Annotated in this window: 15 protein-coding genes and 1 pseudogene; 7 read left to right on the plus strand and 9 right to left on the minus strand. The window is 59.1% G+C overall.

What is annotated here, in order from left to right; translation table 11 throughout:
• Positions 1–28 precede the first annotated feature (28 nt).
• Complete coding sequence (locus tag ACN0WV_RS07960) at positions 29–703, plus strand: 4-carboxy-4-hydroxy-2-oxoadipate aldolase/oxaloacetate decarboxylase (RefSeq protein WP_417604890.1); 675 nt, start codon at positions 29–31, stop codon at positions 701–703.
• A 115-nt stretch (positions 704–818) separates the two neighbouring features.
• Here ACN0WV_RS07960 and ACN0WV_RS07965 read toward each other — a convergent pair whose 3' ends face one another.
• The 3 genes from ACN0WV_RS07965 to ACN0WV_RS07975 are packed head-to-tail and all read right to left on the minus strand — an operon-like array spanning position 819 to position 3,749.
• Positions 819–2,123 (minus strand): TRAP transporter large permease, encoded by a 1,305-nt coding sequence (locus tag ACN0WV_RS07965; protein WP_417604892.1) that lies wholly within the window; start codon positions 2,121–2,123, stop codon positions 819–821.
• Positions 2,124–2,161: 38 nt separating this feature from the next.
• Positions 2,162–2,767: a TRAP transporter small permease subunit gene (locus tag ACN0WV_RS07970; RefSeq protein WP_417604893.1), complete on the minus strand. Its 606-nt coding sequence runs from the start codon at positions 2,765–2,767 to the stop codon at positions 2,162–2,164.
• Positions 2,760–3,749, minus strand: coding sequence for a TRAP transporter substrate-binding protein (locus ACN0WV_RS07975; protein WP_417604895.1), 990 nt, complete (start codon positions 3,747–3,749; stop codon positions 2,760–2,762). Before ACN0WV_RS07975 ends, ACN0WV_RS07970 begins: the two co-directional genes overlap by 8 nt.
• 230 nt (positions 3,750–3,979) lie before the next feature.
• Between ACN0WV_RS07975 and ACN0WV_RS07980 the strand changes: the two genes are divergently transcribed.
• The 5 genes from ACN0WV_RS07980 to ACN0WV_RS08000 all read left to right on the plus strand — a co-directional run bounded on the left by ACN0WV_RS07980 (position 3,980) and on the right by ACN0WV_RS08000 (position 7,867).
• Positions 3,980–4,882 carry a LysR substrate-binding domain-containing protein gene (locus tag ACN0WV_RS07980; RefSeq protein ID WP_417604897.1) on the plus strand — a complete coding sequence of 301 codons (903 nt, stop codon included), beginning with the start codon at positions 3,980–3,982 and terminating at the stop codon, positions 4,880–4,882.
• Between the two features lie 314 nt (positions 4,883–5,196).
• Complete coding sequence (tnpA, locus tag ACN0WV_RS07985) at positions 5,197–5,601, plus strand: IS66-like element accessory protein TnpA (protein ID WP_417604898.1); 405 nt, start codon at positions 5,197–5,199, stop codon at positions 5,599–5,601.
• Positions 5,601–5,951, plus strand: a complete 351-nt coding sequence (gene tnpB / locus ACN0WV_RS07990) for an IS66 family insertion sequence element accessory protein TnpB (protein WP_224557963.1) — start codon at positions 5,601–5,603, stop codon at positions 5,949–5,951. The genes tnpA and tnpB overlap by 1 nt, the downstream gene beginning before the upstream one ends.
• Positions 5,952–6,011: 60 nt before the next feature.
• Positions 6,012–7,643, plus strand: coding sequence for an IS66 family transposase (gene tnpC, locus ACN0WV_RS07995; RefSeq protein WP_417604901.1), 1,632 nt, complete (start codon positions 6,012–6,014; stop codon positions 7,641–7,643).
• A gap of 2 nt (positions 7,644–7,645) precedes the next feature.
• A complete protein-coding gene (locus ACN0WV_RS08000; protein WP_417604903.1) occupies positions 7,646–7,867 on the plus strand; it encodes a hypothetical protein in 222 nt (73 codons plus the stop codon).
• Positions 7,868–7,892: 25 nt separating this feature from the next.
• On the opposite strand, the gene ACN0WV_RS08005 is transcribed toward ACN0WV_RS08000, so the two are convergent.
• The 6 genes and pseudogenes from ACN0WV_RS08005 to ACN0WV_RS08030 all read right to left on the minus strand — a co-directional run bounded on the left by ACN0WV_RS08005 (position 7,893) and on the right by ACN0WV_RS08030 (position 11,593).
• Positions 7,893–8,216, minus strand: coding sequence for a type 2 periplasmic-binding domain-containing protein (locus ACN0WV_RS08005; RefSeq protein ID WP_417604905.1), 324 nt, complete (start codon positions 8,214–8,216; stop codon positions 7,893–7,895).
• Between the two features lie 113 nt (positions 8,217–8,329).
• Positions 8,330–9,337 carry a LacI family DNA-binding transcriptional regulator gene (locus ACN0WV_RS08010; RefSeq protein ID WP_417604907.1) on the minus strand — a complete coding sequence of 336 codons (1,008 nt, stop codon included), beginning with the start codon at positions 9,335–9,337 and terminating at the stop codon, positions 8,330–8,332.
• Between the two features lie 108 nt (positions 9,338–9,445).
• Positions 9,446–9,922: an NAD(P)-dependent oxidoreductase gene (locus ACN0WV_RS08015; RefSeq protein ID WP_417605100.1), complete on the minus strand. Its 477-nt coding sequence runs from the start codon at positions 9,920–9,922 to the stop codon at positions 9,446–9,448.
• Positions 9,902–10,329, minus strand: a pseudogene (locus ACN0WV_RS08020) (NAD(P)-dependent oxidoreductase); the annotation flags it as partial. The pseudogene ACN0WV_RS08020 and the gene ACN0WV_RS08015, both read right to left, overlap by 21 nt.
• Positions 10,326–10,829, minus strand: a complete 504-nt coding sequence (locus ACN0WV_RS08025) for a gluconokinase (protein WP_417604909.1) — start codon at positions 10,827–10,829, stop codon at positions 10,326–10,328. The pseudogene ACN0WV_RS08020 and the gene ACN0WV_RS08025, both read right to left, overlap by 4 nt.
• Positions 10,826–11,593 carry an SDR family oxidoreductase gene (locus ACN0WV_RS08030; protein ID WP_417604910.1) on the minus strand — a complete coding sequence of 256 codons (768 nt, stop codon included), beginning with the start codon at positions 11,591–11,593 and terminating at the stop codon, positions 10,826–10,828. Before ACN0WV_RS08030 ends, ACN0WV_RS08025 begins: the two co-directional genes overlap by 4 nt.
• A 165-nt stretch (positions 11,594–11,758) precedes the next feature.
• Here ACN0WV_RS08030 and ACN0WV_RS08035 point away from each other — a divergent pair, with 165 nt between their 5' ends.
• A complete protein-coding gene (locus ACN0WV_RS08035; protein WP_417604912.1) occupies positions 11,759–12,706 on the plus strand; it encodes a 2-hydroxyacid dehydrogenase in 948 nt (315 codons plus the stop codon).
• Position 12,707: the final 1 nt, after the last annotated feature.

Genomic DNA, 12,707 nt, shown 5'->3' on the forward strand with positions numbered 1-12,707 from the left:
CCAGAGATGCCAAAGGAGCATAGATAAATTGCCTAATATCATCACCAAATTCGAACGGGCCAAGCCCGAAGACGTGGCCGCCCTTGCCAAATTCGGCAGCGCGACCGTCCACGAAGCCCAAGGCCGTTTGGGCGCGCTTAGCCCCCGCCTGAAACCAGTCGACCGCGATATGAAAATTTGCGGGCCCGCCTTTACGGTTCTCGGCGCCCCACGCGACAACCTGATGTTGCAGCTTGCTATTGAATACGCCCAAGAGGGCGACGTTATCATCATGTCCGCAGGCGAATACGAGGACGCCGGTTGTTTCGGGGACGTGCTGGGCAATGCCTGCGTTGCCAAGGGCATCGCCGGTGTGATCGTGGACACGGGCGTGCGCGACACGCAGATGTTGATCGAACTGGGCCTGCCCGTGTTCTCGCTGAGCGTTTGCATCAAGGGCACGGTTAAGGAAACGCTGGGACAGACCGGTGTTGATATCGTCATCGGTGGCGAATTGGTCCACCCTGGTGATGTGCTGTGTGGTGATGCCGACGGTCTGGTTGTTGTGCGCAAAGAGGCCGCCGCCGAAGTGGCCCGCCTGTCACAAGAGCGCGAAGATATCGAAACGGATCTGATCGCGAAATACAAAGCCGGTCGCACGGTGATTGACCTGTGCGGGCTGGAGCCTGTGCTGAAGGCCAAAGGCCTGACCACCGACCTTTAAAAGACTAACGCCCCACGTTTTGCGTGGGGCGGATACTCAATAAAAGAAGCCCGAACCGGTCCATCCGGTTCGGGCTTTTTAATGTCTCGCGGTGGAAGGGGGTTGCCCCCCTCACCTAGCCCAACAACAGGTCGGGCATGATGGTCACGATCTGCGGGAAGACCGCCAGCAGGATCACGAACAGGATCATGATCAGCAGGAACGGGAACGTCACCCGTGCGATATAGCCGGTGCTGCGTCCGGTGATATTCTGGATCACCGCAAAGTTGAACGCCACTGGCGGTGTGATCTGCGCCATTTCAACGACCAGCACCATGAAGATACCGAACCAGACTTTGTCAAAGCCTGCCGCCTCGACCAATGGCAGAACCACGGGCAGCGTCGTCGCGATCATCGAAAAGCCTTCCAATGCTGTGCCAAGCACAAGATAGAGGCCGATGAGTGCAAGGATCAGTACAATCGGCGCAAGGTCCAGCGAGGTCACAAAATCAGCGACAGCCGCAGGGATGCCAAGGGTTGTCGTGACATTGCCCAGAACCGACGCGCCCAGAATGATGATGCCCATCACCGAACAGGTCTGCACCGCGCCCAGCACCACATCGCGCAACACCTTCAGCGACAGACACCGCTGGTGCAACGAAACAAGAAACGCCCCAAGCACACCAAGGGCCGCGGCCTCTGACGGGGTGGCCAGACCGCCATACATCGACCCCAGAACACACAGGATCAGGAACAACGCAGGCGCCAGATCGCGCAGGGCCGCAAACCGTTCGCGCAGAGGCATATGGCGCAGCGCCCGCTCGCTTTCGGGGATTAGCTCAGGCTTCATCGCGCTGCGGATCATGATGTAGGTGCCAAAGCTGGCGGCCAGCAGCAAACCGGGCAGGAACCCGGCGGTGAACAGGCGCAGCACAGATTCATTGGCAAGCACGCCATACATGATCATCACCGTCGACGGCGGGATCAGAAAGCCCAGCGTGCCAGCGCCTGCAAGACCGCCGATCGCAAGCTCGGGCGAGTAGCCCCGCGACAAGAGCTCTTTCAATGTCATGCGGCCCACCACCTGCGTGGTCGCCGCCGAGGACCCTGAAATTGCCGCAAAGATCGAACAGCCAACAATGTTCACATGAAGCAAACGACCTGGCAGCAGACCCGCCCACGGGGCAAGGCCGGTGAACAGTGCTTGTGAAATTTTGGTGCGGAACAGAAATTCCCCCATCAGGATGAACAACGGCAAAGCGACCAGATCAGGCGTTGTCAGGATGTTGAAAACATACTGCGGGAACAGCTTGTCGATCGGGATATGCGTAAACATAACCGTCAGACCGATGGCCGTTGTCAGCAGTGCAATGCCGATCCAGGCGCCCGCCGCCAAAGTTCCGAAAAGCAGCCCGAACAGGCTGGAAACGATCGCTCCCATGAAAAATGTCCTTAATTCTTTTGACCTGTTGAGGCGCGTTATTCGATGGCGCTGGCAGTACCAAGCGTTGGATTATCGAGTGTGTGTCCGGCCAGAGCGCTGACAAGACGGGCCACCATCTGGAAGGCCAGAACGGCCGCGCCCAGCGTCAGCACGGCTTGCGGTATCCACAGCGGTGTAAAGCTTTCTTGCGACACCTCGCCGTAGCCGTAGGTGCGCAGGGTAAAGTCGAACAGCCAGAAGGCCATGGCGACGCTCACGGCAGACCCCAACGCGGCCGAGAAAACCTCAAGCACGCGCACCAGAATGCGCCGCTGCGACGACATCACCAGTTCAACCCGCAACTGTAATCCGGCGCGCAGAGTCATGCCCGCCCCGAGTAGAAAAGCAGCCCCCATCAGATAGGCACTGTATTCCCACCCAACGCCCGTGCCTGACGGCACAAAACTCAGATATTGGCTGAAGAAGGCCAGCAGGATGTCGATCAGCACCAAAAGCGTCAGCGCCACAATGCACAGGCCTGCGATCCACGCCCCGAGCAATGAAACCACATCGGCAGCCCGTTGCAGGGCCGCAACCGGACCGCGAAGCGACGGCCCGTGGGCCGCCGCTGTTTCGTGAGTGGTGTTTTGCGCCTTAGTCATTGGTGCGGGACTGAAGATAAGCCTCGGCAATCGGCAAGGCGGCTGGCACGCGCTCAAAGAAGGCGTCCTGCACGGTTGTCGCGCGTTCGCCGATCTCGGACATCAGCTCGTCCGACAGCGGCACGAGGGTCATGCCTTCGGCTTCCATTGTGGTCACACTTGCCACATCAGCGGCGCGGGAGACCTCCCAGAAATCAGGCTCCAGATCGGCGGCAACTTCTTCGATCGCGGCACGGTCCTCTTCAGAGATGCTGTTCCAGACATCCATGTTGATCGTTACGGCGTTGGAGCCCCATGTGTGGTTTGTCGCGTAGATGTAATCGAGGAATTCCCAGAACCGACCGTCGACACCGGATGTCGCAGAGGTCGCAACGCCTTCGACACGGCCAGAGGCCAAAGCCGGCAGCAATTCGCCCCATGGCATCACAACGCCGTCCATGCCGATGCTGCTGATGATGTCGACTGTGTTTTTGTCGGCACCGCGCACCGGAATGCCTTCAAAGTCATCAATATTTTCAACCATTTCATTTAGGTAAACATACTGCGCGGGGGACGGCACCATATAGAGCAGCTTCTGGTTGTTCTGCTCGAACAGCTCTTCGATTTCGGGGCGCAGGAAGGCGTGGTAGGCTTTCAGATCGTCCATAGAGTTTACAAGGAACGGCACACCTTCGGCACCGAACAGCGGGTTGCTGCCAACCTGCTGGCTGATGTTGATGTCGGCCATATCAACTAAACCGTCACGGACGGCACCCAGTTGATCGGGGCCTTTGAACCCAAGCGAGCCTGCGGCATTCACGGTGATCGTGACTTCGCCGTCTGTGGCCTCGGCCACAGCATCGGCAAAGGTGCGGGCGTTTTCGACCATGAAGTTACCTTCGGGCAGAACGTCCGACAGGCGTAGGTTCGTTTCAGCGGCAGCAGCCCCGACAGTGGCGACGGCTGTGGCTGTTCCCAGAATGAACGATTTAAAGACAGACATGCAATTCTCCCGATGTGTTTGACCTCTGGATATCCGAGGCCGGCTTACAGTGAAGCCCGTTATTTCTTGTTCGTACCTCTGACATGCTAGGATGCCTGTCAGAATTGCGGAAACACAGGTTCGTTCTGACGTGATCGCAGAATCCTATGCTTCAGCCGACATCCACTACGTTGGGTTCAGTCCGAATTTGGGGCGTGGCTTATTCGCTATGGAGGGTTTAATAAAGCCGCATGGACATTCGAAAACTACATTCCTTCGTCAAAATCATCGACATCGGCAGCATCACCCGCGCCTCTGCCATCCTGCACATTGCTCAACCTGCGTTGAGCCAGCAGGTTGCCGGCCTTGAATCGCACTACGGCAAGCCCTTGCTGGTGCGCTCGAAACGCGGCGTCGTGCCCACTGAAGCGGGTAAGGTGCTGTATCGTCATGCACAGCTGATCTTGCGGCAGATGGAAGAGGTCGAACTGGATATCCAGGCCGCCTCCGAAGACATACGTGGAACCGTCCGAGTGGGCCTTGCCCCCCTTGGGTTGGGCTCGCTGCTCGCCGCACAGCTGATCGAAAAGTTGCGCGCCGATTATCCGGGGATCATGCTGTATATCAACGAAAACGTCGGCGGCGGTGCCATGAGCGAGCTGATTATGACCGGCAAAATGGATGTCGCACTGATCTTCTATCCCGGCGCAATTCCGAGCCTTGCTTTTGAAAAAATCTCTACTGAGGAACTCCACCTTGTCACCACGTCCGAGGACTTCGATCACACTGATGACATCGCCTTTGCAGACGCTGTTGCCCGTCGCCTAATTCTGCCCAGCAAGATCCACACCCTGCGTCAGGTCATCGACACATCGTTGGCGCGCACTGGAACAACGGCCCAGATCGTCGCTCAAACTGAATCCATTTCGGTCCTGTCCAGCGCATTGAGTGAGGGTTTAGCGGACACGATCCTGCCGCTGTCGGCGGCAAAAGCTGTACAGCGACGCGTGCCAGAGGCGAAGATTTCCCCGATCCGTCGGCCGAACATGCGCAGCAACATGGCTGTCTGCTGGTCCGCGCAACTCCCGCTTAGCGAGGCAACGCTGGCGGTGCAAAAATGCCTGATCGACCTGTCGCGGCAAATGACGCAATAGATCAGTGCCTTGCTGCATAAAGCTGTGCAGCGTCTTCCCCGACATGACATTGCCACCCTTCGCTTTAACCTGAGGGCTTTGGTGTGGGCCGACTTTAGGCACATTCTGCCGAATAGAAGTGCGCGATGGTCTCAAGATGGAGCCGTACAAAAGAAAGGGGGCCGAACTAGCCGGTCGAGGCCCATTCTGAATTTTAGCGACTTAGTTGGACGCTTCAAGGATCGCGTTCACCAGCTCATCGCCGTTGGCTTCGATGTAAGCCTCCGGGGGCGGCCGTCTGATCTTGGGATCGATCCGATGGTAAGTCCGACCTTATGTCCAACTTTTTCAACCGCCCTCAAATCGAAGTTCTTTCCGCCGCTGACGGTGAACGCCGTCGGTATTGGTCGGATGATGACAAACTGCGCATTGTGGAGGAAAGCTTCATCGGCCACCGCCAGGCGTCAGCCACTGCGCGGCGGCATGGCATTTGCCGGTCGCTACTGACCACCTGGCGGCGGCAGTATCGAAACGGTGAGCTTGGGTCTTCTCGCCCTGTATCGTTCGCGCCGGTGACCATTACGAAGGAAACTCCTGCACCGCAGGCAAATCCGGTTGATCCCTGTCCGCGTTTGGATTGTCAGGTTGAAATAGCCCTCCCGAACGGGCGCCGGGTCATCGTGCCGGTGGACGTGGAGCTCGAAGCGCTTGCTCGGATCTTGTCAGTGGTGGACGGGTAATGATCGCGTTTCCGGCTGGCGTGAAAGTTTGGATTGCGGGCGGCGTCACCGACATGAGGCGGGGCATGAACACGCTGGCGCTACAAGTGCAGGAAGGGCTCGGCCGCGATCCCCATGCGGGCGAGATCTTCTGCTTCCGAGGCCGCAAGGGCGATCTGGTGAAAATTCTTTGGCATGATGGCGTCGGCATGTCGCTCTATCTGAAGCGCCTGGAGGCAGGCAAGTTCATCTGGCCGGTGAGCCGGTCGGGCGACGCGGTGCAGATCTCGGCGGCGCAGTTGGGCTATCTTCTGGAGGGCATTGACTGGCGCAACCCGCGCTGGACGCAACGCCCTGCAAAGGCTGGATAAATCGCACTGAAAGGCCTCTTTTTATTGGTTCTTCATGAGCGTGAGTGATAGACATCCGCCATGTCTGACGCCGCCTCCGAACTCGCCAAATTGCGCGCTGCCCTGGCCGCCGCAGAGGCCCGTGCAGATGTTGCGGAAAGCGAGCTGGCACAGACCCGCGCAGTTGTCTCCTGCTCTGAGGCGATGATTCAGGAGCTCAAGCTCGAGATCGCCAAACTGCGCCGTGACAAATACGGTATCTCGTCAGAACGGCGCGCGCGGTTGGTCGATCAGCTGGAATTGCAGCTTGAAGAGCTGGAAGCGGCAGCAACCGAGGATGCACTGGCCGCAGAACAAGCGACCGAGAAAGCCAGCACGGTGCGCGCCTTCACGCGTCGCCATCCGGTGCGCCAGCCGTTCCCCGACCACCTGCCGCGCGAGCGGGTTGTCGTCGAAGCACCGGCCGCCTGCACCTGCTGTGGCTCCGACCGGATCGTGAAGATGGGCGAGGACATCACCGAGACTCTGGAGGTGATCCCCCGTCAGTGGAGGGTGATCCAGACTGTGCGCGAGAAGTTCACCTGCCGGACCTGCGAGAAGATCAGCCAGCCGCCGGCCCCGTTCCATGCGATCCCGCGTGGTTGGGCCGGGCCCAGCTTGATCGCCATGCTTATCTTCGAGAAATACGGGCAGCACCAGCCGCTGAACCGGCAGGCCGAACGCTTCGCCCGTGAAGGTGTAGAACTGAGCTTGTCGACCCTGGCTGACCTGGTCGGGCACGCGACTGTCGCGTTACAGCCGATCCATGCCCTGATCGAGAACCACGTACGCGCCGCTCATCGCCTGCACGGCGACGACACGACAGTGCCGCTTCTGGCGCGGGGCGGTGCGAAGAAGGCTCGGCTTTGGACTTATGTCCGTGATGACCAGCCCTGGAATGGTGGCGCGCCACCGGCCGCGTTCTTCCGCTTCTCTCGCGACCGTTCGGCAACCAATCCCAATCATCACCTGGCCGGGTGGCAAGGCGTGCTGCAAGCGGACGCATATGGCGGATACAACGATCTTTACCGCGCTGACCGTGACGCAGGGCCAGTGACCAGTGCGCTATGCTGGGCACATGCGCGCCGGAAGTTCTTCGAACTGGCCGACATCGCGGGCAACGTGCGCAAGGGCAAGCCCGCCCATCAGATCTCGCCGGTTGCCCTAGAAGCGGTGAAACGGATCGACGCCATCTTCGACATCGAGCGCATAATCAAAGGGCTGGATGCCGATGCCCGGCTTGCCGCCCGTCAGGAACTCGCCCGTCCCTTGGTAGATAATCTCCATGATTGGCTGCAGGAAGAGCGCGCAAAACTGTCCAGGCACAACAAAGTGGCCAAAGCGATCAACTATATGTTCGAAAAAGACGGCCGTTGGCCGGCCTTCACGGCATTCCTCGATGACGGCCGCATCTGCCTGACGAATAATGCGGCCGAACGCGCTCTGCGTGGCGTGGCTATGGGCCGAAAGTCATGGCTTTTTGTTGGCTCCGAGCGCGGCGGGCACCGTGCCGCCGCCATGTATACCCTCATCGTCACCGCTAAAATGAACGACATCGACCCGCAGGCCTGGCTGGCAGATGTTTTCACCCGGCTGCCCGACATGCCCGTCTCGCGCGTGCATGAACTTCTGCCCTGGAACTGGAAAGCCCTGTCCCTCGCCGAGGCGGCGTGACCATGCAGCTGAACAAGGTGTATTCCGTCAAGACGATCGACCGCGTCGCTGCTGAACTCGGAGAAACCGTTGATCGGATCTTCGATCTCGCCATCGACATGGAAACCGAAGATGGCGTGATCTGGGTCTACGGCCCCGGCGACGAACGCGTCATCGCCTTCACTCCGTTCGGTGTCGAAAACCTGCGAGAACTCATCGAGATGGACGCTGAGCACGCACGATGACCTCGCCGCGGCCTACGCCGGATGCTTACGCTTCGATGAAGGCTTCCCAAACAGGCTTCACTGCCACTTGGAAGGCCGCGCCGTCGACGTCGCGGTTGACTGTCATGCCGACTGCTTCAAGCGCTGCGATCATTTCGTCTTCTTTCTCGATGCTTAGCTCACGCTGCATGGCGACCGCTTCGGCGGCAACTTCAAGGATGATCGCCTGTTCGTCTTCGCTTAGACCATCACAGTGTCGCTGTTCAGCGCCAGCGGGGCGTAGGCGTGCTGGGTGATGCTCAGGTAGTCCTGCACTTCGTAGAACTTGAACAGGTTTAGACTGGTAACACTTTTCGCAGTATTTTGGCACTCAATTTCGCGGGCTTTTGATGTGCCGCTCCTTAGGTTGGGACAGGCTGAACGCAGCAACCGGATCGGACCCATTTAGACGTATCGTTTTGAGCCTATCGCGGGCGGCAGTGGCTAGGTCAACGTGGATTGGGCGGGCTTCAGGACAGGCGTAATCATTCTGTTGCGGGCCGATTCCGGGGACTTCAACAACTCCAGCACCAAGTCTGCGGTGCCTTCGCCGATTTCAAGCGGTTTGGGGTCAATCGTCGTCATCGCCGGCACGCAGACCTCCGAGATGTCATAGGCCCCGAATCCGGCAAGCGCGATCTGATCGGGCACTTTGATGCCGCGCCGCTGACATTCAGACAGGGCACCGAATCCAACCAGATCGGATACGCAGATCACAGCGTCCGTATCGGGGAACTGATCCAGCAAGGTGCCCATAGCGACAACACCCTTGCCCATCGGATCTTGCGGTGCGCCCGATCCAACCAACCGGTTTGCCTGCAACCCATGCCCCTGCATCGCGGCACGGAATCCGCCACGGCGGTCTTGTCCGCGGCTGTCACTTTCAGAATCGCCGCCCATAAAGGCGATGCGTGTGCGCCCTTGCGCGACAAGGTGATCAACCAGCAATTGCATGGTATCGGCGTTGGAAAAGCCCACCACGTGACCAATCGGATCGGGCGGGTTGTCCCATGTTTCAATAACCGGAACCCCTGCCCCCGACAACATCGCGCGGGCACGGTCGGTGTGGCACCCGCCTGTGACGATGATGGCCTCGGGGCGGCGGCGCAGGAATTGCGCGATCAGTTCTTCTTCGCGCTTCATATCGTAGTTCGAGTGACCCAGCAGAACTTGATAGCCTTCCTGGCTCAGTTTGCCGGTCAGCGCCACAACGGTCGCCGCAAAGTTCGCGTTGTTCAGGGACGGTATAGTGACCGCGATGAAATCGCTGCGCTGGGTGCGCAAGTTTGCGGCTGCCGAATCGAAGACGTAGCCCAGTTTGTCAGCCGTGCGCTGAATCTTTTCCCGCGTGTCCTTGCCGACAGACGCGTCTTCCTTGAAGGCGCGACTAACGGTCATGACGGAGACTCCCGCTGCCCGAGCAACGTCTTTCATTGTGGGGCTGCGCTTCATTCTTCGTCCTTGGTTGTGATCGTTACCACTCTTGCAGATTTAAACATGTGCGCGCAACTGCACATTAATTGGCGTGAATTGTGACATCGAACACGGCACATCCGGCGATTAATCCGGCAAATCCTCTGGTCCCGCGAAATACTCCATCAATGCGGCTTGGTCTTCACCGCCCAGCCCTGCGGCGGTCAGCAGACGGCGGACCTCGGCGCAGATGGCTGTCATCGGCATGGCAGTGTTGGTGCGCCGCGCCAGATCCTGCGCGCCGTTCAAATCTTTGACCATGTTGTCGATGCGCCCCGTGCGGCGGCAATCCTTGGCGACATAGCGTGGCATGTATTCTTGCAGGATCGCGCTGTCCGCACGCCCGCCCTTCAGCGCCGTAGGGATTTTCGCGGCATCAACGCCGGCATCTTGCGCCAGTTGCGTGGCCTCTGCCACGGCGAGGAAATTCAAACCGCACAAAACCTGATGGATCAGTTTGGTCGTCTGGCCCGCGCCAACCGGCCCCATGTGCGTGTAATTGGTCGCGACATATTGCAAGACGTTGTGCGCATCCGCGACATCGTCGGCCTCGCCGCCTGCCATCAATGTCAGCTCTCCCGTCAGGGCCTTGGCCCGCCGCCGGACAGCGGGCTGTCCACCCAGCGCAGGCCTTTTTCAGCCGCGCGCGCCGCCAGGTCTTTTGTCGCTTCGGGATCGATGGTCGACATATCAATGATCAAGGTTCCAGGCTTTGCGCCCTCGGCCACGCCGCCCTCGCCAAAGACCGCCAGATCAACGGTGTGCGGGGCATTCAGGCTGGTGATAATGTAATCGCTTTGCGCTGCCGCCTCGGCGGCGGAGGTGGCCGCAATTGCGCCGTATCCGACCAATTCGGCGACTTTTTCAGCGTCCAGATCGAATACCATAAGCTGATTTCCCGTCTGCGCCAGCCGCTGGCCAAAGGCCCCGCCCATGGCGCCTACGCCAATCAATGCAACCTTCTGTGTCATGTCCTGTCCTCCCTAAAATGTGCGACCAATTCGGCCACACTCGCGTCTGGCACCTGATCAATATCAACGCGTGTTCCCACCTCATCAGTTCCCAGCGGTTCCAGCGCTGCGAACTGGCTGTCCAGCAATGTGGTGGGCATAATGTGGTCCTGCCCCGCCGCCATACGTTGCGCGATAACATCGCGCGCGCCATCCAGATGCAAATGCGCAACCGGAGCCGCCGCCGTCTCACGAATGATATCGCGGTAACTGCGTTTGAGCGCAGAACACGCGATGACCAAAGGCCCCTCCGCCTGCGCAAAACTGCGCTCGACGATTTCCAGCCAAGGCCTGCGATCATCATCTGTCAGCGCATTACCAGCTGCCATCTTTGCGATGTTGCTTTGTGGATGCAGATCATCGGCATCCACAAAGCGCGCGCCGATCTGCGCTGCAAAGGCCGCGCCAATGGATGACTTACCACAGCCCGACACGCTCATGACCACAAAGCGATCCATCATAGCGACGCGGTGATGCCGCCATCCACAAAGATCGTTGCGCCGTTCACGAACGAAGACGCATCCGAAGTCAAGAAAATACAGGTCCCGACCAGCTCTTCGACATTGCCCCAGCGTCCGGCGGGCGTGCGTTTCGCCAGCCATGCGGAAAACTCGGGATCATTGACCAAAGCCTCGTTCAAAGGCGTGTCAAAGTAGCCCGGCGCCAAGGCGTTACACTGCAATCCGTGCTGCGCCCAATCGGTCGCCATGCCTTTGGTCAGGTTGGCAACCGCACCTTTGGTGGCCGTGTAGGGCGCAATGCCGGGACGCGCCAAAGCGGTTTGTACGCTGGCGATGTTCACAATCTTGCCCTTGCCGCGCCCGATCATGTGACGCGCACAGGCCTGCCCCACGTGGAAGACAGAGGCGATGTTGGTTTGCAGCAAGCGCTCGAAAGCATCCGCCGGAAAATCTTCCAGCGCCTTGCGGTGCTGCATGCCCGCATTGTTCACAAGGATATCGATGGGGCCGTGCGCCTCTTCGAAACCGTCGACTGCCGCGCGCACGCCTTTGTGGTCAGTGGCGTCAAAGCACAACACATCGACCGTCGCGCCCTCGCCTTTCAGGGTTTCCGCCGCCGCCTGCGCCTTTGCTTCGTCGCGTCCATTGATGATAACCGATGCGCCCGCCGCGGCCAAACCACGCGCCAGCGCAAAGCCGATACCCTGCGACGATCCGGTGAGCAGGGCACGTTTTTCTGTAAGATCAAATAAATTCAGGCTCATAGCGCGGGCTCCTCGATGGGTGGAATGATTAAAGATTTCTCGCGCTATGTTATCGATAACAAACCATGTCAATGCAAGATGTGAATTTGCAACTTACGTCTGGACGCCTCCCTTCCCTTCGCATATGTTATCGATAACAACGTTGCTAAAGTGCAGGAGCCTACGATGACAAAGCCGGACATTCTTCAGGTTGGATACTACCCCGAATGGGATCAGGATCCACTGGATGCAGCATTTAATATGCACAAGTACTTCGAGGCAGACGACAAAGACGCCTTCCTCGCGAATGTCGGCCCGAGCATCAAGGGGATCGCCACACGGGGCGAACTTGGCACGACACAAGCGATGCTGGATGCCTGCCCGAATCTCGAGGTCGTCTCTGTTTACGGTGTCGGCTATGACGCAGTGGATGTGGCAGCCTGCACAGCGCGCGGCATTGCCGTGACCAACACGCCGGACGTGTTGACCGATGATGTGGCCGACCTTGGCGTTGCGATGATGCTGGCGCAGTCGCGTGGCATGATTGGTGCATCGCAGTGGGTCCGTGACGGCTCGTGGGAGGCCAAGGGCCTTTACCCGTTGCAGTCCCGCGTCTGGGGTAAGAAAGTCGGTGTCCTTGGTTTGGGCCGGATAGGGTTCGAGGTTGCCAAGCGTCTGGCAGGGTTCGATCTTGATATCGCCTACAGCGATGTCAGCGCCAAAGACTACGCGCCCGACTGGACCTTTATCCAAGATCCGGTGGCACTTGCCGAACATGCGGATTTCCTGTTCGTCACCCTCGCCGCATCTGTCGAGACCCGCCACATCGTCGACAAAGACGTGCTGGATGCGCTTGGCCCTGACGGCATGGTCATCAATATCTCTCGCGCAGGCAACATTGACGAGGCCGCTTTGCTCGACGCGCTTGAGGCGAAAACCGTCGGCGCTGCGGCCTTGGACGTGTTCGAGGGCGAACCGGCGCTGGACCCGCGTTTCTTGGCGTTGGACAACGTGATGGTGCAGCCGCACCACGCATCCGGCACCTATGAAACCCGCAAGGCGATGGGCAAACTGGTCTATGACAACCTCGCGGCGCAATTCGCTGGCAAACCGCTTTTGACGAAGGTGAACTAGG

This window comes from Primorskyibacter flagellatus, assembly GCF_048268605.1.
GTDB classification, from domain to species: domain Bacteria; phylum Pseudomonadota; class Alphaproteobacteria; order Rhodobacterales; family Rhodobacteraceae; genus Primorskyibacter; species Primorskyibacter flagellatus.

Coding starts and splice junctions, on each gene's coding strand:
- ACN0WV_RS07965 (WP_417604892.1), bottom strand. CDS start 2,123: ATGGGAGCGATCGTTTCCAGCCTGTTCGGGCTGCTTTTCGGAACTTTG.
- ACN0WV_RS07970 (WP_417604893.1), bottom strand. CDS start 2,767: ATGACTAAGGCGCAAAACACCACTCACGAAACAGCGGCGGCCCACGGG.
- ACN0WV_RS07975 (WP_417604895.1), bottom strand. CDS start 3,749: ATGTCTGTCTTTAAATCGTTCATTCTGGGAACAGCCACAGCCGTCGCC.
- ACN0WV_RS07980 (WP_417604897.1), top strand. CDS start 3,980: ATGGACATTCGAAAACTACATTCCTTCGTCAAAATCATCGACATCGGC.
- tnpA (WP_417604898.1), top strand. CDS start 5,197: ATGTCCAACTTTTTCAACCGCCCTCAAATCGAAGTTCTTTCCGCCGCT.
- tnpB (WP_224557963.1), top strand. CDS start 5,601: ATGATCGCGTTTCCGGCTGGCGTGAAAGTTTGGATTGCGGGCGGCGTC.
- tnpC (WP_417604901.1), top strand. CDS start 6,012: ATGTCTGACGCCGCCTCCGAACTCGCCAAATTGCGCGCTGCCCTGGCC.
- ACN0WV_RS08000 (WP_417604903.1), top strand. CDS start 7,646: ATGCAGCTGAACAAGGTGTATTCCGTCAAGACGATCGACCGCGTCGCT.
- ACN0WV_RS08010 (WP_417604907.1), bottom strand. CDS start 9,337: ATGAAGCGCAGCCCCACAATGAAAGACGTTGCTCGGGCAGCGGGAGTC.
- ACN0WV_RS08015 (WP_417605100.1), bottom strand. CDS start 9,922: ATGGCAGGCGGCGAGGCCGACGATGTCGCGGATGCGCACAACGTCTTG.
- ACN0WV_RS08025 (WP_417604909.1), bottom strand. CDS start 10,829: ATGATGGATCGCTTTGTGGTCATGAGCGTGTCGGGCTGTGGTAAGTCA.
- ACN0WV_RS08030 (WP_417604910.1), bottom strand. CDS start 11,593: ATGAGCCTGAATTTATTTGATCTTACAGAAAAACGTGCCCTGCTCACC.
- ACN0WV_RS08035 (WP_417604912.1), top strand. CDS start 11,759: ATGACAAAGCCGGACATTCTTCAGGTTGGATACTACCCCGAATGGGAT.